Raw genomic sequence first — 20,497 nt, 5'->3', positions numbered from 1 at the left:
TTCCCGAATACCGTTATCTGACATATCATTTTACTGTTATTGGCTTAAACGGTGAATTTCCCATGCGTCTGGAAGTCTTTTGTGAGGACCGTCTCGGTCTGACCCGCGAGTTACTCGATCTTCTTGTTTTACGTAGCATTGATTTACGTGGCATAGAGATCGACCCTGTCGGGCGAATTTACCTCAATTTTGCCGAAATTGAATTTAATACCTTCAGTAGCCTGATGGCGGAAATCCGCCGTATCGCTGGCGTTACGGATGTACGCACCATCCCCTGGATGCCGTCCGAGCGGGAACATCTTGCGCTGAGCGCGCTGCTGGAAGCAATGCCGGAGCCGTTTCTCTCTCTCGATCTGAAAAATAAAGTCGAGCGCGTTAACCAGGCCAGCTGCCAGCTGTTTGCGCAGACTCAGGAAAAACTTATCGGGCACCACGCCACGCAACTGATTACCGGTTTTAATTTCCAGCGCTGGCTGGACAGCAACCCGCAAAATACCCATAGCGAGCATGTCGTTATCAACGGACAGAATTTCCTGATGGAGATCACGCCGGTCTACCTGAAAGGGGAAAATGCCGCGCGGGTGCTCACCGGCGCGGTGATCATGCTGCGCTCCACGGTGCGCATGGGACGCCAGTTACAGAATCTTTCCAGCCAGGACGTCGGCGCATTCAGCCAGATTATTGCGGTGAGCCCGAAGATGCGTCATGTAATCGACCAGGCGCGCAAGCTGGCAAATCTTACGGCGCCGCTGCTGATTACCGGGGATACCGGTACGGGGAAAGATCTGCTGGCGCATGCTGTGCACATGGCCAGCCCGCGTGCGGCAAAACCGTATCTGGCGCTGAACTGCGCCTCTATTCCTGAAGATGCGGTGGAAAGTGAGCTGTTCGGGCATGCGCCGGAAGGCAAAAAAGGCTTCTTTGAGCAGGCGAACGGCGGCTCGGTGTTGCTGGACGAGATTGGCGAAATGTCGCCACGCATGCAGGCGAAACTGCTGCGTTTTCTCAATGACGGCACGTTCCGCCGTGTGGGGGAAGATCATGAAGTACACGTGGATGTGCGCGTCATCTGCGTCACCCAGAAAAACCTGGTGGAGCTGGTGCAGAAAGGGGTATTCCGCGAAGATCTCTACTATCGTCTCAACGTTCTGACGCTCAATATTCCGCCGCTGCGCGATTGCCAGCAGGACATCATGCCGTTGACAGAACTGTTCGTGGCCCGTTTTGCCGACGAGCAGGGCGTGCCGCGTCCGAAGCTCTCTGCCGACCTGGGCACCGTGCTGACGCGTTACGGCTGGCCGGGCAATATTCGTCAGCTTAAAAATGCGGTCTATCGCGCATTAACTCAGCTTGAAGGGTATGAACTGCGCCCTCAGGATATTCTGTTGCCGGATTACGATGCCGGGACGGTCTCGGTAGGCGAAGAGGCAATGGAAGGCTCGCTGGATGACATCACCAGCCGTTTCGAGCGTTCGGTGTTAACGCAGCTTTATCGCAGCTATCCGAGCACGCGCAAGCTGGCTAAACGTCTTGGGGTGTCACATACCGCGATTGCAAATAAGCTGCGCGAGTATGGGTTAAATCAGAAGAAGGGTGACGAATAAATAAAAAAGCCTCTTTGCAGAGGCTTTTTTACGATTAGGCTTTAAGCGCTTCAAGTGCAGCGGTGTAATCCGGTTCGGTAGTGATTTCGTTAACCAGCTCACTGAAAACAACGTTGTCGTTTTCGTCGATCACCAGTACCGCACGAGCAGCCAGACCTTTCAGCGCGCCTTCGGAAATGGCAACACCGAATTTTTCCAGGAAATCCGGGCTGCGCAGAGTGGAAAGGGTGATGACGTTGCTCAGGCCTTCAGCGCCGCAGAAGCGGGACTGGGCAAATGGCAGGTCAGCAGAAATGCACAGCACTACGGTGTTGTTCATTTCGGTCGCCAGCTGGTTGAATTTACGCACTGATGCAGCGCAAACGCCAGTATCGATGCTTGGGAAAATGTTCAGGACTTTACGTTTGCCAGCAAACTGGCTCAGCGTGACGTCAGACAGATCTTTAGCCACCAGAGTAAAAGGCTGTGCTTTGCTGCCAGACTGTGGGATGGAACCTGCAACAGCAACCGGGTTGCCCTGGAAATGAACGAGTTGTGACATAGATATCTTCCTGTTTACAAATAGTTAACGTCGTGGCTAGTGTATGTCATCCGCAGTTAGCACGGCAAACCAATTTTCTGCCTTTCCGGCCTGCAAGGAGTCAGTGATGAGAAGCGTTAAGGTCTATGAAGAAGCCTGGCCATTGCACACCCCGTTTGTGATCTCGCGTGGCAGCCGTAATGAGGCCTGTGTGGTCGTGGTTGAATGTGAAGAGGACGGCGTAAAAGGCGTCGGGGAATGTACCCCTTATCCTCGCTACGGAGAAAGCCTGGCGTCAGTCATGGCGCAAATTATGACGGTGGTGCCCGAGTTGCAGGCGGGTCTGACGCGCGAGGCTCTTCAGCTTCGGTTGCCGGCCGGCGCGGCACGCAACGCGATTGACTGCGCACTCTGGAGTCTGGAAGCGGCGAAACAACAAAAACCGCTGCCTGCGCTGCTGGACGTTACGCTGCCGCAATCGATCGTCACCGCGCAAACGGTGGTCATCGGTGAACCAGAGCAAATGGCCGCCAGCGCTCAGGCGCTGTATGCCACCGGTGCAACATTATTAAAGGTGAAGCTCGACGATCGTCTGATTAGCGAACGCATGGTCGCCATTCGTGCGGCGGTGCCTGATGCCACTCTTATCGTCGATGCGAACGAATCATGGCATAGCGAAGGGCTGGCAGCCCGTTGTCAGCTGCTTGCCGATCTGGGCGTTGCCATGCTGGAGCAACCCCTCCCGGCAGAAGACGATGCCGCCCTGGCGAATTTTATTCATCCGCTTCCCGTCTGTGCAGATGAAAGCTGTCATACCCGTGAGAGCCTGTCAGCTCTCAAGGGACGCTACGAGATGGTGAACATTAAGCTGGATAAAACAGGTGGATTAACCGAGGCCCTGGCACTGGCACAAGATGCGCAGGCGCAAGGCTTTGCTCTGATGCTGGGCTGCATGTTGTGCACGTCCAGAGCGATCGGCGCTGCGCTCCCGCTGGTGAACAGCGTGCGTTTTGCCGATCTGGACGGCCCAACCTGGCTGGCGGTTGACGTATCACCCGCCCTGAATTTTACCTCCGGCGTACTTCATCTTTGAGGCTGCCAGCGCAGGAGATCTGTCATCGCCCGCAGGTATTTTTCGCTCGCTTCATCCGAGGAGATGGGCGGAAACTCTGCGGTGATACAGTGAAGGCTGAGGTCTGCGCACCAGCTGCCAAACGACCCGGGTGTTTCATAGCCAACGCTGCTCACCAGAGGTAGAGCAAACGCATCCGCCAGCCACTGCCCGAGCGCCGTATTACGAGGATCTTCAATACAGGCGAGGGGATCGTGGAAAGAGACAACCCAGGCCGGGTGGATCTTATGAATAAGCTGGCACAATGCCTGAGTCTCCGGTTCGGAACCGGGTTTGTCTCCCGTGAGCAGGACAACATCTCGCTCCTGCGCCGAACTGTTCCAGCGATACACCGTTTCACCGGCGCGCCAGTTTGCCGCCGGGAAGTTCCTGTTCAGGTCAACGCCGCGTGCATTCGCCCGTAATCCAAGCTGACAACCGTCCGGATTGACGGTCAAAATCACATGATGACGTCGTAAATCGGGGGCCAGCGTACGTAGCGCGCACGAGAGCGTCACGACAGACGAGTTTTCATCGCCATGCGTGCCCGCAATGATTAAGCCGCTATTGCGATCGGCCTCGGGTGCCGGAAACCAGATCAGCGGCGCGCCTAAAAACGAGCGTCCATAATGTTCAGTCCCGGGCGGGAAGGCGCCGCGTTCCGTTCTTGGTCGGGTAGTTGCCATAGTAAACCCTGATGATAAAGTCACTTCTGGCAGTGTTGTGCAAAAGCCGCGCTTAATCAAATAGTTTCCGTGTGTGTGGAAAATTGCCTGACATCAACTTTCCGGAGGAAGCATTTGCATTTCTCCGTTTCGAAACAAATAATTACGCATCTGCCTGTTACCTGACATCATTAAGGGGATCGTATGAAGCATCCTGTTTCGCTTCTTTGTACTGCGCTGTGGCTGTGCGGGCTTTCTTCACTTTCATATGCCGCGGAGGTTCCCGAAGGAACGGTTCTGGCGCAAAAGCAGGAGCTGGTTCGACATATTAAAGATGAGCCCGCTTCGCTCGATCCGGCAAAAGCGGTGGGGTTGCCCGAGATACAGGTGATCCGCGACCTCTATGAAGGGCTGGTAAATCAGAACGAAAAAGGGGAGTTAGTTCCCGGCGTGGCGACGCGCTGGCAGAGCAATGACAACCGCGTCTGGACGTTCACGTTGCGGGATAACGCTAAGTGGTCTGACGGAACCCCGGTGACGGCACAAGATTTTGTCTATAGCTGGCGTCGTCTGGTTGATCCTAAAACAACGTCACCTTTCGCCTGGTTTGCGGCGCTGGCGGGCATTAACAATGCCCAGGCCATTATCGACGGCAAAGCTGCTCCGGATACCCTCGGCATGACGGCGGTGGATGCTAAAACGTTGCGCGTGCAGCTGGACAAACCGCTGCCCTGGTTCAGCAATCTGACGGCTAACTTCGCGTTTTATCCTGTTCAAAAGGCCAATGTGGAAAGCGGTAAGGAATGGACGCGCCCTGGCGCGCTCATTGGCAACGGTGCGTATGTGCTGAAAGATCGCGTGGTGAATGAAAAACTGGTGGTTGAGCCAAATTCTCATTACTGGGATAACGCCAGGACGGTGCTTAAAAAAGTCACCTTTGTGCCAATCAACCAGGAGTCCTCAGCGACCAAACGCTATCTGGCGGGCGATATCGATATTACAGAATCGTTTCCGAAAAACATGTACCAGAAGCTGCTTAAAGATATTCCGGGTCAGGTATATACACCGCCACAGCTTGGGACCTATTACTACGCGTTTAACACGCAAAAAGGCCCAACCGCGGATGCCCGCGTACGTCTCGCGCTCAGCATGACTATCGACAGACGTATTATGGCGGAGAAAGTCCTGGGGACCGGTGAGAAACCGGCCTGGCATTTTACTCCCGATGTCACTGCGGGTTTTACGCCGGAAGCCTCGCCATTTGAGCAGATGACGCAGCAGGAGCTGAATGCGCAGGCGAAAACGTTGTTGCAGGCGGCAGGCTATGGCCCTCAGCGGCCGCTAAAATTAACGCTGCTGTACAACACGTCTGAAAACCATCAGAAAATTGCGATTGCCGTCGCATCCATGTGGAAGAAAAATCTGGGTGTTGACGTTAAGTTGCAGAATCAGGAGTGGAAAACCTACATCGACAGCCGCAATACCGGGAATTTTGACGTCATCCGTGCATCGTGGGTAGGGGACTACAATGAGCCGTCAACATTCCTGTCGCTGCTGACATCCTCCCATAGCGGGAATATCTCACGATTCAACGATCCTGCTTACGATAAGATTATTCATCAGGCGACGCTCGAAACTACTGAAAAAGCGCGTAATGCCGACTACAACATGGCCGAGAAGATCCTCACCGAGAAAGCACCGATTGCCCCTATTTATCAGTACACCAATGGCCGTCTCATCAAGCCATGGGTTAAAGGTTATCCGATAAATAACCCAGAGGATGTTGCGTACAGCCGTACAATGTATATTGAAAAGCACTAAAAAGAGCTCAGGGCGCTACGTGATTATGGTTAACATCCATTAACCGCATAAGCGCCCGCTCTCAGGGTTGATTGTTTTACAGCCTGGTTATTTCCGAATATTCCCTTCATATCAGCCCATCACTCTTGTCATGATGAATATCTTCAGAGAGATTCTTCCTCCCGTTTATCGAAAAACGCGTAGTCATTTTTTCGCCATTCCAGTAGCAGTGTAGTCATTACTTTTTTTAAGATTAAATTTGTCCGATACAGGATTTTTCATATTCAGGCCATTTATTGAATTAAAACCTTATTTCTCTGCGCTGTTAAGGGACGCGTTAATAAATGCATTGATGTAAATCAATTATTCAACCTCATGGAACAATAAGTTCAATATTTCCAATCAAAGCAGTCATTTCTGCCAAATTAATGTGAATAAATAGTTAATTTTTACTGTGTGTCATGTATCTATGGCATTTATGAGTATAATAATTTAGTGGAATATTCTTAAGAAAAGTCTAATGGTAGATCTTTGATCTGATAAGTTGATTTTAAATGGGCTTTTGCTCTAATATGGTTTTGTAAAGAAACGTCACTCACTTAACATTTATTTCTTTTAAAGAAAGGGACTGCTATGGCCGATTCATTCCAGAATGAGGTGCCCAAGGCACGCATAAACTTAAAGCTGGCTCTGCATACAGGTGGCGCGCAGAAGAAAATCGAACTGCCGCTTAAACTCCTCACCGTCGGTGATTTCAGTAATGGAAAAGAGAATCGCCCATTATCGGAAAGGGAGAAAATTAACGTCAATAAAAATAACTTCAACAGCGTACTTTCGGAATTTAACCCGGAAGTGAATCTGACGGTTCCTAACACAATGGCCGGGGATGGTTCGGAAGAAAGCATAAAACTGAATTTCTCCGATATTAAGGATTTCGAACCTGAACAGGTTGCCCGCCAGATCCCCCAGCTCCGCGCCATGCTGGCCATGCGTAATTTATTACGCGACCTCAAATCCAATCTCCTTGATAACGCCACTTTCAGAAAAGAACTCGAGAAAATTCTTAAAGACCCGGCGCTGTCTCAGGAATTACGCGACGAAATGAGTGCACTGGCCCCGAAATAAGCGGCATGTGTAATTTAATGGATTAACCGGGAATATGCTGATGTCTGTGAATACTGAAACCGCCTCCGCGCAGGGGCAGACCACCGTACTGGAAAAAGAGGGCGTTTACGCCTCCCTGTTTGAAAAAATCAACCTGACCCCGGCCTCCAGCCTGGGGGATATCAATGCGTTTCTGGATGACGCCGCGCTTTCTGACGCTCCGGCGGGTGAACGCCTGACGGCGGCGATGCAGGTGTTTATGGACTGCATCCGCAAATCCGGTCAGCCGGTGGAGAAGCTCGACAAAACGCTGATTGACCACCATATCGCTGAGCTGGATTTCCAGATTAGTCGTCAGCTGGATGCCGTAATGCATCACCAGGAGTTCCAGAAGGTGGAGTCGACCAGTCACCCGGGCGATGACCCGGTACGCTTTGCCCCGCATCCGGGCATGGGATTTCCGGCCAGTGAGCTGAAAGCCGTGGAGTATGATGAGGATGATGACAGCCGGCCACCACGTATCCGCACGACCTTTATGGGAATGTACGGTGTCGACTCACCCCTGCCGATGGCGTATCTCGATGACATCGCTCAGCGTCGGGAAGGGCATGACGCACTACAGGGTTTTCTGGATATTTTCAGCCATCGCATTCTGACGCAGTTTTACCGTATCTGGCGTAAATACTCTTACCCGCGAAGCAGTGGAAGCCATTTGCTGCGGGTATGTTGTTCATGCTGGTGGCAGCCAGCATTGTCGCAGTGGGATGGCAGACGATGCATGCGCCAGATTCAGTACAAACTCAGCTGGCCGCGTCCCTGACTCCTTTACCTGATGGACTCTCTACAGCACAGTTGCAGGCGCTGCAACAAACGTCACCGCCACCTGAACCGGGGATCAGCAAGACACAGCAGCTGTTAGCGCAGCTTTTACACCTGAAACCAGACTGGGCAGTAAGCTACGGCGACCGTCTGGTGCAGCAGGCGCTGACGCTGTGGCCTGAAGAGGCCAAACCCCTGGCGCAACAGTGGCACAAGCAGATTAGCGTTGCCGGACTTGCAGAGTCAGAGCTGAATGGCTGGCATCAGGGAATGACGCAGTTACAGCAGTTGACGAACAGGCTAAACGCGCTGGATGAACAGAAGGGGAAGTACATGACGGTCAGCGAACTGAAATCAGCCGTGTTTGCCATGTCGCAGTCCTTCAGCCATACCGTTCCGCTTGAGGAGCAGCTTCGTCTGCTTTCCATTTTACCTGCCGGGCAACCCGTGTCAGCAGCGCAGCTAAACCAGGCCGAACAGCATCTTCAGCAGTTGATTGCCAGCTATGCCTTGCTGAAGCACCAAAAAGAATAATGAGACTGGCGAAAAACACGGAGTTGACATGTCAGCAAGAGAGCGTTTTTTTAAGAAAGTGCAACAGAATATCGGGGACAAACCAATCTATGTTAATACGGCTGAGGCCGAAGTCAGGGCGTTTTGTGAGAGGATGGAGGATCTTGCGCAGCAAATCATCACATGGTTTGAAGGTTCTGGTATTGAAATATTTTTATCTAAAAAACATATCACCGATTTAAGTACGGTTGGCTACAGCCTCAGTAGCGGTATATGTCGTTATGCCATTACGACGATCATTTTGCAAAATGGGGATCGCAGCGTCACCATTATGCCAGAACAGGTGATCAGGGGGCCGGAGAAGGGGTGTGTGACGATGAGTATTAATGTCCCCGATAGTCTGTCGGGGGCGAGGATATTCCATTTAAGCATGGCGCCTGATACAGGCTGGTATATTCGTCGCGGGCATCAAAGTGCAAAAGAGAATATTCTCATGAATGAGGACTGCTTTTTCCAGACTATCGACTATCTGGCCTGAACGTAAGCCACTCTAACGGGAGGGGAGCGTATTAACTACGTTAACTTATTAAGCACCACTAAACAACGGCGCCCTACAGCACCCCTCCTTAAATATATAATTGCCATTTTTGAAGGGGTATCAGCAACCAAACGACAAGTCAGACATTTAGCGTAAAACATGCTTTTTGTCCGCCTTAAGTAAAACTGCGAAAATCAAACTGCAAAACAACAAACCAGCGACGAACGTGAGGACAAATTTGTATGGCAATGCTATAACCCTTAATGCCAACCAAAATATAATGCCCCAGGAAAACGTATGCTAAGAAATATTAGTGTCAGAACGTTCATTGTCTATTTCCTTTTATGTGTATTTTTGGTAAGTGATGGAGTTATAGCGCTATTTTCACGGAATTCTTCGCTTTTTATTGCAGTCATAATTGTACAATTCATCGCCTTATTTTTACTCTGGGCGTACATGACCAAATATCTTGTGACGCCGATCAATACGGTGAAAAAAAGTATTGAAGAAGTGACGTCAGGCAAACTTGGCGTGTCGATACCTGAATTTGGCAACAATTGTGCAGGACGCCTGATCCCGGGGATTAATAGTCTCTCCAGCAACATTGCAACGCTGGTCCGTGAGATCCGCGCCTCCTCGCAAACCGCGATGACCCTGTCAGATCAACTCTCTTCACGCAGCGCGCAGCTTTCCGTCAAAACAGAACAGCAGTCAGCTTCGCTGGTGCAAACGGCAGCCAGCATGGAAGAAATGGCTGCAAGTACAAAAAATAATGCCGACAATACCCGTTTAGCCAGCGAACAGGCGAATCTCGCGACGTTGCAGGCGCGTAAAGGCGGAGAGTTAATGGGGCAGGTCGCGAACAATATGCAGTCGATTACCGACTGCGCCCAGCAAATGACAGAGATTATCTCGCTGATTGACGGTATCGCTTTTCAGACCAATATTCTGGCGCTTAACGCCGCCGTTGAAGCGGCAAGAGCGGGCGACCATGGTAAAGGGTTTTCTGTGGTCGCGGGTGAAGTGAGAAGCCTGGCGCATCGTAGCGCCGAAGCGGCAAAAAATATTAAGTCATTGATTGAAGTCACCAGCCATAACGTGACGCAGGGTGTTAACGTGGTCTCTGAAGCCGAAAAAAACATGCATGACATTGTTACCGGTTCGGGCAATGTGAGCAGACTGATGGATGAAATCTCCGCCTCAACATCAGAACAGGAAAAAGGTATTTCACAAATTACACAGGCATTGTCAGAGCTTGAACGCGTAACGCAGAGCAACGTGTCGATGGTTGAAGAACTCAATGGATCGTCAGATGTGCTGCGCAATCAGGTGATTGAGCTTCAGACACGAACATGCAATTTCCGTCTGGAAAATGAGTTCCAGGCTGACAATGCATTAAGAAGCCGCGAATGGGCGGAGAATTCCTGAGCGTATTCAGGACGATGCCTCACATAATTATTGCTTAACCCTCGGCGAAAGCTAGACTGACACCGAAAGAGATAAAACGGTGGAGGCGCTGTGGAGAGCATCAAAGGGTCTGAGGTTAACGTACCTGACGCAGTTTTTGCATGGGTGTTTGATGGACGTGGCGGCGCAAGGCCGCTTGAAGATCAGGATCACATCGACAGCGAACATCCATGCTGGCTGCACCTCAACTACACGCACCCGGACAGCGCCGAGTGGCTCGCGTCCACGCCGCTATTGCCCAACAACGTTCGGGATGCGCTGGCGGGAGAAAGTCTCAGACCCCGCGTCAGCCGGATGGGTGAGGGGACGTTAATTACGCTGCGTTGTATAAACGGCAGTACGGATGAGCGTCCGGATCAGCTGGTGGCCATGCGTGTTTATATGGATGAACGGCTGATTGTTTCCACCCGCCAGCGAAAAGTGCTGGCGCTGGATGACGTCATTAACGATCTGAAAGAGGGCACGGGGCCTACGGATTGCGGCAGCTGGCTGGTGGATGTGTGTGATGCGCTGACCGATCATGCCAGCGAGTTTATAGAAGAACTTCACGATAAAATCATCGATCTGGAAGATAACCTGCTCGATCAGCAAATCCCCCCACGTGGTTTTCTGGCGTTGCTGCGTAAGCAACTCATCGTGATGCGCCGCTATATGACCCCGCAGCGCGACGTTTATGCGCGGCTGGCCAGCGAACGTATGAGCTGGATGAACGACGATCAGCGCCGCAGAATGCAGGATATCGCTGACCGGCTCGGACGTGGTCTGGATGAGATTGACTCATGTATTGCCAGAACGGCAGTCATGGCGGATGAGATAGCCCAGGTAATGCAGGAGTCGTTAGCCAGAAGAACGTACACCATGTCGCTGATGGCGATGGTCTTTTTACCGAGTACCTTCCTGACGGGGTTGTTTGGCGTAAACCTCGGAGGGATCCCCGGCGGTGAATATCACTATGGCTTCACCACGTTTTGCGTCATGTTAGTGGTTTTGATTGGGGGTGTTGCATGGTGGTTGCATCGTAGTAAATGGCTGTAAATTTACGCTTTTCTGAGGCAGAGTCGGCTTCAAAACGACATTTTAATTGAGCGAAGTCAATAAACTCCGACCATGTTAGGTGCAATATTACTCCCGCAGGTGAATGCAACGTCAAGCGATGGGCGTTGCGCTCCATATTGTCTTACTTCCTTTTTTTGAATTACTGCATAGCACAATTGATTCGTACGACGCCGACTTCATAGTCGGCTTTTTTTTGCCTCCTGTTTATCTGCGTCTACCCTTTAGGGGTCAGCACCCTAATCTGGAGGAAAAGATGAGTATGCTACTTGCCCTGCAACGCCTGAACACCTGGCAGTCCGATCCGGTGCCTACCGATCCGACGCCGATACCCGATCCTGTCCCACGTCCGCAGCCGATGCCGGATCCGCCGCCGGATGAAGAACCGATTAAATTGTCGCATCGTTAGCGCAGATCTGCGAGGATACGCGCCATCTGACTGCAATCATTACCACGAGAGTATATTGTGACCGCTTTTTCCACGCTGAACGTTCTGCCTGAAGCCCAACTGACTAACCTGAATGAGTTGGGCTACCTCACTATGACCCCTGTCCAGGCCGCCGCGCTGCCGGCTATCCTTGAAGGCCGTGATGTGCGCGTGCAGGCGAAAACCGGCAGTGGAAAAACGGCTGCATTTGGGCTAGGCCTGTTACAACACATTGATGCAACCCTGTTTCAGACCCAGTCCCTGATACTCTGCCCGACGCGCGAGCTGGCCGACCAGGTTGCGGGTGAGCTGCGTCGTCTGGCGCGTTTTTTGCCTAATACTAAAATTTTAACGCTCTGCGGCGGGCAACCGTTCGGTGCGCAGCGCGATTCCCTTCAGCACGCGCCGCATATCATTGTGGCAACGCCGGGCCGTCTGCTCGATCACCTGCAAAAAGGCACCGTTTCACTCGATGCACTGCAAACGCTGGTGATGGATGAAGCTGACCGCATGCTGGATATGGGCTTCAGCGATGCGATTGACGAAGTGATCCGCTTTGCGCCAGCCACGCGTCAGACGCTGCTTTTTTCTGCCACCTGGCCCGAGGCGATTGCGGCGATCAGCGGGCGCGTGCAGAAGAACCCGCTGACCATTGAAATCGATGCTGTCGATGCGTTACCGGCGATTGAGCAGCAGTTCTTCGAGACATCGCAGCACGGCAAAATTCCACTGCTACAAAAATTGCTGAGCCAACACCAGCCAGCGTCCTGCGTGGTGTTCTGTAATACCAAAAAAGATTGTCAGGCGGTGTGCGATGCCCTGAATGATGCAGGACAGAGCGCATTATCGCTGCATGGCGATCTGGAACAGCGCGATCGCGATCAGACGCTGGTGCGTTTCGCTAACGGCAGCGCACGCGTGCTGGTTGCAACGGATGTGGCGGCCCGTGGCCTGGATATTAAATCGCTTGAGCTGGTGGTGAATTTCGAACTGGCATGGGATCCGGAAGTGCATGTCCACCGCATCGGGCGTACCGCGCGCGCAGGTAACAGTGGTCTCGCCATCAGCTTCTGCGCACCTGAAGAGGCGCAGCGCGCCAATATTCTTGCGGAAATGCTGCAACTGAAACTCAACTGGGTGAATACCCCTGGTAATATCAGCATCGCTCCGCTGGCGGCGGAAATGGCCACTCTGTGCATCGACGGCGGTAAAAAGGCCAAAATGCGTCCCGGTGACGTTCTGGGGGCGTTAACTGGGGATATCGGTCTCGACGGGGCAGATATTGGCAAGATCACGGTCCATCCTGCGCATGTCTACGTAGCGGTTCGCCAGTCGGTTGCGCATAAGGCCTGGAAACAGTTGCAGGGCGGGAAGATTAAAGGGAAGACCTGCCGCGTTCGACTGCTGAAATAAGCTTAAAACGCGTCTCAGAAATGATATCTGAGACGCTCCCAGGTTACTTGACTTCTACCACGTTCAGGCGCAGTTCATCGAATTGCGCATCCTCTTCCTCTGGCTGCCAGCCAGCAGGCTGCATCGGGATCTCTTCGCGGTCAAACGCCAGATCCCCGCCATTCACCACCTCTGAACCGTGGTTAATCCCTTTGAAATCGAACAGTTCAACGTCGGCCAGGTGCGAAGGCACCACGTTCTGCATGGCGCTGAACATGGTTTCGATGCGGCCCGGATAGCGTTTATCCCAGTCACGCAGCATGTCGCCAATGACCTGACGTTGCAGGTTCGGCTGTGAGCCGCACAGATTGCACGGAATGATAGGGAAGGCTTTGGCCTGGGAGAAACGCTCAATGTCTTTCTCGCGGCAGTAGGCGAGTGGGCGGATCACGATGTGTTTGCCGTCGTCGCTCATCAGCTTCGGTGGCATTCCCTTCATTTTGCCGCCATAGAACATATTCAGAAACAGCGTTTGCAGAATGTCGTCCCGGTGATGACCAAGCGCAATCTTGGTGGCGCCCAGTTCGGTTGCGGTGCGGTACAGAATGCCGCGACGCAAACGTGAGCAGAGCGAGCAGGTCGTTTTGCCCTCTGGGATCTTCTCTTTAACAATGCCGTAGGTATTCTCTTCTACGATTTTGTACTCAACGCCCAGGTTCTCAAGGTACTCCGGCAGGATATGTTCCGGGAAGCCGGGCTGTTTCTGATCGAGGTTAACCGCGACCAGGGAAAAGTTCACCGGTGCGCTTTGCTGTAGATTGCGCAGGATCTCCAGCATGGTGTAGCTGTCTTTACCGCCCGACAGGCAGACCATGATGCGATCGCCTTCTTCAATCATATTGAAGTCTGCAATGGCTTCGCCCACGTTACGGCGCAGTCGCTTTTGCAGTTTATTCAGGTTGTACTGTTCTTTCTTGTTAATTTCTTGATTTTGTTGCATCTATTCGTTACTCAGATCTCAAATGGGGCACAGGGTGAGGAAAACGATTTCAAAGCGTCAGCTTCGTGTTCATCTCTTCTATCCATGTAGCATAGATTTCATACACCATCTGCGCATGTACGTGCCCCATCTGGTTAGCGATAAAAGACGGGTTTGCGGCTACCGGTAAAAACCAGCATGCGAAAGTGTGTCGTGTATGGTACGGATTGCAGCGCCGAATGCCAGCACGATTTACAAATGAGCTCCACAGGAGAAGTTTGGTTAAGACTGAAGGGTTGTCTACACTTACAGCTTACGCAGTAAAAACGGAGGTGAAAATGACTGACCGTCCCGTTAATGGTGACCATCCTGATTATAATCCCAGCCCGGATAACCCGGAAAAGGATGGAAAAAAACCGAAAGATGATCCTGGCTCAGCGCCTGAATCAGGCGATAAAGATCCAGAGTAATGACCTGCCGCCTTTTCGAAGGCGGTTTTAACACCCATTCGGCCTCTCTACGCGCACCGCTATTCATGTTGTCCTCTTCAACGTTGTCTGATAACCGCTCAGAACCCCTACTGTTTTGCCTGGCGAACAGCTGAGATAAAGCACGAATCTCATTCCCGCGTACCAGCGCGTTTTACATTTCTCCTGCTACGCTTTTGAGGGGGACAAGGGAGCGCTTCTATGAAAAATAAAGACGAGCAGACAGGATTAGTTGGGCTGGCGATTGGTGCCGCCGTTATCGGGCTGGTTTCATCCCAGAAGATCATCAACCGTGAAAGTATTGTCGCTGAGCTGGTAAGGCTCGGCAGGCAGAAGGGGGATGGTGTCGAAGATGAGGTCTTTTTAAAAGCGGCTGAGTTAGTGAGAAAAGGAGTATAACGATGGCTGACATTCGTCATGCACAGTGTCATTGTGGGGCGGTGAAATTTACGGTTGAGCTGTCGGACGGCCTGAATACCGCTCGTCGATGTAGCTGCTCGTTTTGCAGGATGCGTGGGGCGGTAGTGGTTTCAGCGCCTTTGACGGGCATTAAGGTGACGCAGGGCGCGGACACGCTCACAGAGTACCGTTTCAACACCGGCACGGCGCGCCATTTCTTCTGTTCGATTTGCGGTATTTACACGTTCCATCAACGACGTTCCAATCCCAATGAATATGGTGTGAATGTCGCCTGTCTGGAAAATGTCACGCCATTCGACTTCCCGGAAGTGGCGGTAATGGATGGAGTTAATCACCCTATGGATGGCGACAGCGGAGTATTTGGCTATCTCTCTTTCCGCAAAGAACAGGCGAAACAGCGATAAAATTAGCCCGCAGATCGCTGCGGGCTAACGGGATTAGAACTGGTAAACCAGACCTAACGCTACGATGTCATCCGTACCGATGCCATTGTTTTTGTAGAACGAATCATCTTCATCCAGCAGGTTGATTTTATAATCAACATAGGTGGACATGTTTTTGTTGAAATAGTAGGTAGCACCGACGTCAGCGTATTTCACCAGATCTTTATCGTCCTGGCCATTGCCCAGGTCTTTACCTTTGGACTGTAAATAGGAAATAGCCGGACGCAGACCGAAATCGAACTGATATTGTGCGGTGACTTCAAAGTTCTGGGTTTTGTTTGCAATACCGCCGCCATCTTGGCTATCGGTTGAACCATAAGGGGTCATATTGCGGGTTTCGGAATACATTGCCGCCAGGTAAATATTGTTAGCGTCATATTTCAGGCCAGCAGTCCATGCATCCGCCTTATCGCCACCTGCATACTGAGATGCTGCGCCAGTGCCAGCACTAACCTGATCGTTGGTACGGTCAGATGACGTATATGCCGCGCCTGCGCTGAAGCCCATGCCAAAGTCATAGGTGGTGGAGATACCGAAGCCATCACCGTTTTGATTACGAATGTTGTTATCTGAACGGTTATTAGTGCCTTCCTGAGAGCAGCCATACTCGTCACAGTTGCTGCCTTCATTATTACCCTGATACTGCACCGCGAAGTTCAGACCCTGCACCAGACCAAAGAAATCGGTATTACGGTAGGTCGCCACGCCGTTTGCACGACCGGTCATAAAGTTATCGGCATAAGTATAAGAGTCGCCACCAAATTCTGGCAGCATATCGGTCCAGCCTTCAACGTCGTACAGGACGCCATAGTTACGGCCGTAATCGAAGGAGCCGTAATCGCCCACCTTCACACCCGCGAAGGCCAGACGCGTCCAGGACTGATTGTCAGAACCTTCGGTGTTGTTTGCCTGAATGTTGTATTCCCATTGTGCGAAGCCGGTCATCATGTCGTTGATTTGGGTTTCACCTTTGAAGCCCAGTCGCATATAGGTTTGATCGCCATCTTTAGACGCGTCGTCAGAGAAATAATGCAGACCATCTACTTTGCCATACAGATCCAGTTTATTGCCGTCTTTATTATAAATTTCAGCTGCGTGAGCGGCGCCAGCCATTAACAAAGCGGGGATCATCAGTGCCAGTACTTTTCTTTGCATTTTGATTATTCCTTTGCAGTTATTTTTTATTACTTCGTGAACTTTCCGGGCTGGAAAGCTGTCCCATGCTAAATCACTCTGACGGCGGATGAATAAAATATAATTGTTACGGGTTAAGTAAAATCTAAACTAAATGATGCGGTAGAAATAACGATTGATGCCATGAATGAATTATTATAATCAATACAAAATAAAAATTATTAATTACGTGGAAAACAAGGTAACCTCCACGCCGTTATATGCCTTTAAGATTTTTTCATCCATAATTCCCGTGAATATTGTTCAGAACATTGAGGCAATTTTCACCGATCTTCTGGATTCGCCCGGTGCACGTGCATCGGGCTTTTTTTGGCAAAAAAATGCCCGGACAAGCCGGGCATAAAGTTATTCACTGGTCGATTTTTCGGCTTTCCCCGCCAGTTGCGCCAGGAAGTCATAACGCTTCTGTAGATCCGCTGCCGCATCCTTCCATAGCTGCTCTGCCACTTCTGGCTGTTGAGCGTTCAGCCTGCGGAAACGCTGCTCCTGAAGTAAGGTTTCGGCAAGGGCGTCTGACGGCGGACGCGAATCCAGCGCCAGCGGCAATTTCCCTTCATCGGCACGGCGCGGGTCGAAGCGGTACAGTGGCCAGAAGCCGGTTGCGGTGAGCTGACGCATCTGGTCGTGGCTGAGCGCCAGATCGTAGCCATGCTCCTCACACGGACTGTAGGCGATGATCAGCGACGGCCCTGGATACGCTTCCGCTTCCTGAATGGCTTTCACCGTCTGGTTGAGCTGCGCCCCCAGCGAAATCTGCGCGACGTAGACGTGTCCATACATCATCATGCTGACGCCCAAATCTTTACGCGCCTTGCGCTTGCCGTGCTCACCAAATTTCGTGACCGCCCCCAATGGCGTTGCTTTCGAGGCCTGTCCGCCGGTGTTGGAATAGCACTGAGTATCAAGCACCAGAATATTGACGTTTTCGGTCAGGCTCAGGACATGATCAAGACCGCCGAAACCAATATCGTAGGCCCACCCGTCGCCGCCGATCAGCCAGACAGATTTTTCAACCAGCGCGTCAGCATCAGTCAGGAGTTGTTCAGCCCCTTCAACACCCTTAAGCGCGTTGCGCAGTTCAGCAACCTGCGCGCGACGAACGTCAGGTGTGGCCTCCGCATGCAGGGCATCATTCAGTTCTGCCGGGATCTTATCGGCAAACTGTGCGAGCAGACGCATTACGCGGGCGCGGTGCTGATCGACCGTCAGACGGAATCCCAGACCAAATTCTGCGTTGTCCTCGAAAAGCGAGTTTGCCCACGCCGGGCCGCGACCGTTCGCGTCGGTGGTGTATGGCGTGGACGGCAGGTTACCCCCGTAGATCGACGAGCAGCCCGTCGCGTTGGCAATCAGCATTCGGTCACCGTAAAGCTGAGTGAGCAGTTTGATATACGGTGTTTCGCCGCAGCCGGAGCACGCCCCGGAGTACTCGAAGAGCGGGGTGATGAGCTGCGAGGTACGAATGTCAATGCGTTCCAGCTTGTTGCGATCGATTTCGGGCAGGTCGAGGAAGAAATCATAATTCACTTTCTCTTCTTCAACATGTTCAAGACGCGACATCATATTGATGGCTTTGATTGACGGGTCCTGACGATCTTTCGCCGGGCACACCTCGACGCACAGGTTACAGCCGGTACAGTCTTCCGGCGCAACCTGTAGGACATATTTCTGACCACGCATATCGCGGGATTTTACATCCAGCGAGTGCAAACTTTCCGGCGCGCCATCTAACGCTTCTGGCGACACCACTTTGGCGCGAATGGCCGAGTGAGGGCAGGCCGCCACGCAGTGGTTGCACTGGGTGCACAGCTCTTCTTTCCAGATGGGAATCGCTTCGGCAATGTTGCGTTTTTCCCAGCGGGTCGTGCCCATCGGCCAGGTTCCGTCAGGCGGAAGCGCAGAGACGGGAAGGGTGTCGCCCAGTCCGGCAAGCATCGCCGCCGTGACGGTTTTGACGAAATCCGGGGCGGCGTCCGACACCACGGGCGGCCGGTTCGGACTGCTGGCATTGACCGGCTGCAACGGCACCGCGAACAGCGATTCGCGCGCCAGCGCCAGCGCCTGCCAGTTGCGCTCAACCAGTTCCTGACCTTTGCTGCTGTAGCTTTTGGCGATCGCCCCCTGGAGTTCCATCAGCGCGCTGTCGCCCGGCAGAATATTAGTCAGGTGGAAGAACGCCATCTGCATAACCGTATTGATGCGCGCGGCCAGGCCGCATTCGCGGGCGATCTTCGCGGCGTTAATGACATACAGGCGCGCCTGTTTCTGGTTAAGCACTGCCTGGACTTCCTGGGGCAGGCGTGCCCAGACCTCATCGGCGCTGTAAGGGGTGTTGATCAGGAAAATACCGCCGGGCTTCAGGCGCTCGGCCATCTGATATTTATCAATGAACTGGAGCTGGTGACAGCCAACAAAATCCGCCTGAGAAATCAGGTATGCCGAGCGGATCGGGTGTTCGCTGACGCGCAGGTGGGAAACGGTCAGTCCGCCCGCTTTTTTGGAGTCGTAGACGAAATACCCTTGCGCATACCACGGCGTGGAGTTGCCGATAATTTTGATGTTGTTCTTGGTCGCCGAGACGCTGCCGTCGCTGCCCAGACCGTAGAACAGCGCTTCCAGTTTCGCATTGGAGGGCAGGGTGTTTTCCGGTAAGGGCAGAGAAAGGTTAGTCACGTCATCATAAATGCCGACCGTAAAGCGCGGCTTCGGTTTTGCCTCGCGGAGTTCAGCAAATACCGCCAGGACGCACTCCGGCCCGAACTCTTTGGAAGACAATCCATAACGCCCGCCAATGACGCGCGGCAGCGTTTCGCGCTCACCGCGGTTAAACGCCTCAGCCAGAGCGGTCATCACGTCCAGATAAAGTGGCTCAGCCTGTGCGCCAGGCTCTTTGGTGCGGTCCAGTACCGCCACGGCACGCGCGCTGTCCGGCAGGGCTGCGAGCAGGTGTTCTGCTGAGAAGGGACGGTAGAGGCGAACTTTGAGCACGCCAACTTTCTCTCCACGCGTCAATAGCTCATCAACCACCTCTTCACAGGTGCCGATGGCGGAGCCCATCAGGACGATCACGCGCTCGGCCTGCGGATGACCGTAATATTCAAACGGCTTATATTCGCGGCCCGTCGCAGCGGCAAAATCGTCCATCGCCTGTTCAACGTGCGCATAGACCGCGTTGTACCACGGGTTTGTCGCCTCGCGGGACTGGAAATAGGTATCCGGGTTCGCAGAGGTACCCCGGATCACCGGATTTTCCGGATTGAGGGCGCGAGCGCGATGCGCATCGATGTCCGCCTGCGGCAGCAGATTCAGAATGGTGTCGTCCGGCAGTGGAACGATTTTATTGATCTCGTGGGACGTACGGAAACCATCGAAGAAATGAATAAATGGCACACGGCTTTTCAGCGTGGCGATATGCGAAATCAGCGCGAAGTCCTGCGCTTCCTGCACGCTGCTGGCGCAGAGCATAGCGCAGCCGGTCTGACGCACGGCCATCACGTCTGAGTGGTCGCCAAAAATAGAGAGAGCGTGAGTGGCTACGGTGCGTGCGGCAACGTGCAACACAAACGGCGTTAATTGCCCTGCCAGCTTGTAAAGCGTGGGGATCATCAACAGCAGCCCCTGAGATGACGTGAACGAGGTCGACAGGGCACCGGTCTGCAACGCACCATGCACGGTGGCAATGGCACCGGCTTCGGACTGCATCTCTACAACCCGCGGGACATCGCCCCAGACGTTTTTTATCCCATTACCAGCCCAGGCGTCAGCCTGTTCAGCCATGGTGGAGCTGGGCGTGATGGGGTAGATGGCGATCACTTCGCTGGTACGAAACGCAACAGACGCGACTGCACCATTGCCGTCAATAGTTTGCATAGGACAACACCCTTACATTGCGCAAAAAGAGGGGCCTGTAAAACGACGACAGACCCTGAATATTATCTGCGTATTTTAGCAAAGCTCAGG

18 protein-coding genes and 2 pseudogenes are annotated in these 20,497 nt (G+C 52.7%); 14 read left to right on the top strand and 6 right to left on the bottom strand.

The window, feature by feature from the left end:
- The first annotated feature begins 62 nt into the window (after positions 1–62).
- Entirely contained in the window at positions 63–1,604 is a 1,542-nt protein-coding gene (tyrR, locus tag AC4OVU_RS11860) for a transcriptional regulator TyrR (RefSeq protein ID WP_491928689.1), read from the top strand.
- A 34-nt stretch (positions 1,605–1,638) separates the two neighbouring features.
- Here the strand turns inward: tyrR and tpx are convergent, their stop codons facing one another.
- The gene (tpx, locus tag AC4OVU_RS11855) at positions 1,639–2,145 is read right to left on the bottom strand and encodes a thiol peroxidase (RefSeq protein ID WP_063157712.1); all 507 of its coding nucleotides are present in this window, start codon (positions 2,143–2,145) and stop codon (positions 1,639–1,641) included.
- Between the two features lie 106 nt (positions 2,146–2,251).
- On the opposite strand from tpx, the gene ycjG reads away from it, so the two are divergent.
- Complete coding sequence (ycjG, locus tag AC4OVU_RS11850; RefSeq protein WP_017693343.1) at positions 2,252–3,217, top strand: L-Ala-D/L-Glu epimerase; 966 nt, start codon at positions 2,252–2,254, stop codon at positions 3,215–3,217.
- Here the strand turns inward: ycjG and mpaA are convergent.
- Positions 3,208–3,921 carry a murein tripeptide amidase MpaA gene (mpaA, locus tag AC4OVU_RS11845; protein ID WP_017382234.1) on the bottom strand — a complete coding sequence of 238 codons (714 nt, stop codon included), beginning with the start codon at positions 3,919–3,921 and terminating at the stop codon, positions 3,208–3,210. The genes ycjG and mpaA overlap by 10 nt on opposite strands.
- A gap of 183 nt (positions 3,922–4,104) precedes the next feature.
- On the opposite strand from mpaA, the gene AC4OVU_RS11840 reads away from it, so the two are divergent.
- The 9 genes and pseudogenes from AC4OVU_RS11840 to dbpA all read left to right on the top strand — a co-directional run bounded on the left by AC4OVU_RS11840 (position 4,105) and on the right by dbpA (position 13,034).
- Complete coding sequence (locus AC4OVU_RS11840; RefSeq protein ID WP_110292560.1) at positions 4,105–5,721, top strand: peptide ABC transporter substrate-binding protein; 1,617 nt, start codon at positions 4,105–4,107, stop codon at positions 5,719–5,721.
- 612 nt (positions 5,722–6,333) lie between these two features.
- Positions 6,334–6,825 (top strand): type VI secretion system contractile sheath small subunit, encoded by a 492-nt coding sequence (gene tssB, locus AC4OVU_RS11835; RefSeq protein WP_003856899.1) that lies wholly within the window; start codon positions 6,334–6,336, stop codon positions 6,823–6,825.
- A gap of 379 nt (positions 6,826–7,204) precedes the next feature.
- Positions 7,205–7,498: pseudogene (locus AC4OVU_RS11830) on the top strand (type VI secretion system baseplate subunit TssG); the annotation flags it as partial.
- A gap of 80 nt (positions 7,499–7,578) precedes the next feature.
- Positions 7,579–8,157 (top strand): VasL domain-containing protein, encoded by a 579-nt coding sequence (locus AC4OVU_RS11825; RefSeq protein ID WP_369701586.1) that lies wholly within the window; start codon positions 7,579–7,581, stop codon positions 8,155–8,157.
- Between the two features lie 28 nt (positions 8,158–8,185).
- Complete coding sequence (locus tag AC4OVU_RS11820; protein WP_033486893.1) at positions 8,186–8,674, top strand: hypothetical protein; 489 nt, start codon at positions 8,186–8,188, stop codon at positions 8,672–8,674.
- Positions 8,675–8,971: 297 nt separating this feature from the next.
- Complete coding sequence (locus tag AC4OVU_RS11815) at positions 8,972–10,102, top strand: methyl-accepting chemotaxis protein (protein ID WP_491928688.1); 1,131 nt, start codon at positions 8,972–8,974, stop codon at positions 10,100–10,102.
- A gap of 90 nt (positions 10,103–10,192) precedes the next feature.
- Positions 10,193–11,176, top strand: coding sequence for a zinc transporter ZntB (gene zntB / locus AC4OVU_RS11810; RefSeq protein ID WP_006810774.1), 984 nt, complete (start codon positions 10,193–10,195; stop codon positions 11,174–11,176).
- Positions 11,177–11,450: 274 nt separating this feature from the next.
- On the top strand, positions 11,451–11,603 hold the full coding sequence (gene ynaL, locus AC4OVU_RS11805) for a proline-rich small protein YnaL (protein WP_015570430.1): 153 nt from the start codon (positions 11,451–11,453) through the stop codon (positions 11,601–11,603).
- Between the two features lie 57 nt (positions 11,604–11,660).
- Positions 11,661–13,034, top strand: coding sequence for an ATP-dependent RNA helicase DbpA (gene dbpA, locus AC4OVU_RS11800; RefSeq protein WP_045348216.1), 1,374 nt, complete (start codon positions 11,661–11,663; stop codon positions 13,032–13,034).
- Between the two features lie 43 nt (positions 13,035–13,077).
- On the opposite strand, the gene ttcA is transcribed toward dbpA, so the two are convergent.
- The gene (gene ttcA / locus AC4OVU_RS11795; RefSeq protein WP_001186974.1) at positions 13,078–14,013 is read right to left on the bottom strand and encodes a tRNA 2-thiocytidine(32) synthetase TtcA; all 936 of its coding nucleotides are present in this window, start codon (positions 14,011–14,013) and stop codon (positions 13,078–13,080) included.
- Between the two features lie 49 nt (positions 14,014–14,062).
- A pseudogene (locus AC4OVU_RS11790) lies at positions 14,063–14,260 on the bottom strand (tyrosine-type recombinase/integrase); the annotation flags it as partial.
- Positions 14,261–14,270: 10 nt separating this feature from the next.
- On the opposite strand from AC4OVU_RS11790, the gene AC4OVU_RS11785 reads away from it, so the two are divergent.
- The 3 genes from AC4OVU_RS11785 (at position 14,271) to AC4OVU_RS11775 (ending at position 15,304) form a co-directional block, all read left to right on the top strand.
- Complete coding sequence (locus AC4OVU_RS11785; protein ID WP_126514710.1) at positions 14,271–14,462, top strand: hypothetical protein; 192 nt, start codon at positions 14,271–14,273, stop codon at positions 14,460–14,462.
- Between the two features lie 219 nt (positions 14,463–14,681).
- Complete coding sequence (locus AC4OVU_RS11780) at positions 14,682–14,879, top strand: hypothetical protein (protein WP_000790642.1); 198 nt, start codon at positions 14,682–14,684, stop codon at positions 14,877–14,879.
- Positions 14,880–14,881: 2 nt separating this feature from the next.
- Entirely contained in the window at positions 14,882–15,304 is a 423-nt protein-coding gene (locus tag AC4OVU_RS11775; protein ID WP_058700677.1) for a GFA family protein, read from the top strand.
- Positions 15,305–15,337: 33 nt separating this feature from the next.
- Here AC4OVU_RS11775 and ompC read toward each other — a convergent pair whose 3' ends face one another.
- Together ompC and nifJ are read right to left on the bottom strand one after the other, a co-directional pair.
- Positions 15,338–16,498, bottom strand: coding sequence for a porin OmpC (gene ompC, locus AC4OVU_RS11770; protein ID WP_023303805.1), 1,161 nt, complete (start codon positions 16,496–16,498; stop codon positions 15,338–15,340).
- 384 nt (positions 16,499–16,882) lie between these two features.
- Positions 16,883–20,407, bottom strand: coding sequence for a pyruvate:ferredoxin (flavodoxin) oxidoreductase (gene nifJ / locus AC4OVU_RS11765; RefSeq protein ID WP_110292922.1), 3,525 nt, complete (start codon positions 20,405–20,407; stop codon positions 16,883–16,885).
- Between the last annotated feature and the right edge of the window lie 90 nt (positions 20,408–20,497).

This window comes from Enterobacter sp. 6722112 (assembly GCF_058661685.1).
Note: the sequence above shows the minus strand (reverse complement) of the source record. Positions and strands in the feature narration are given on the sequence as shown.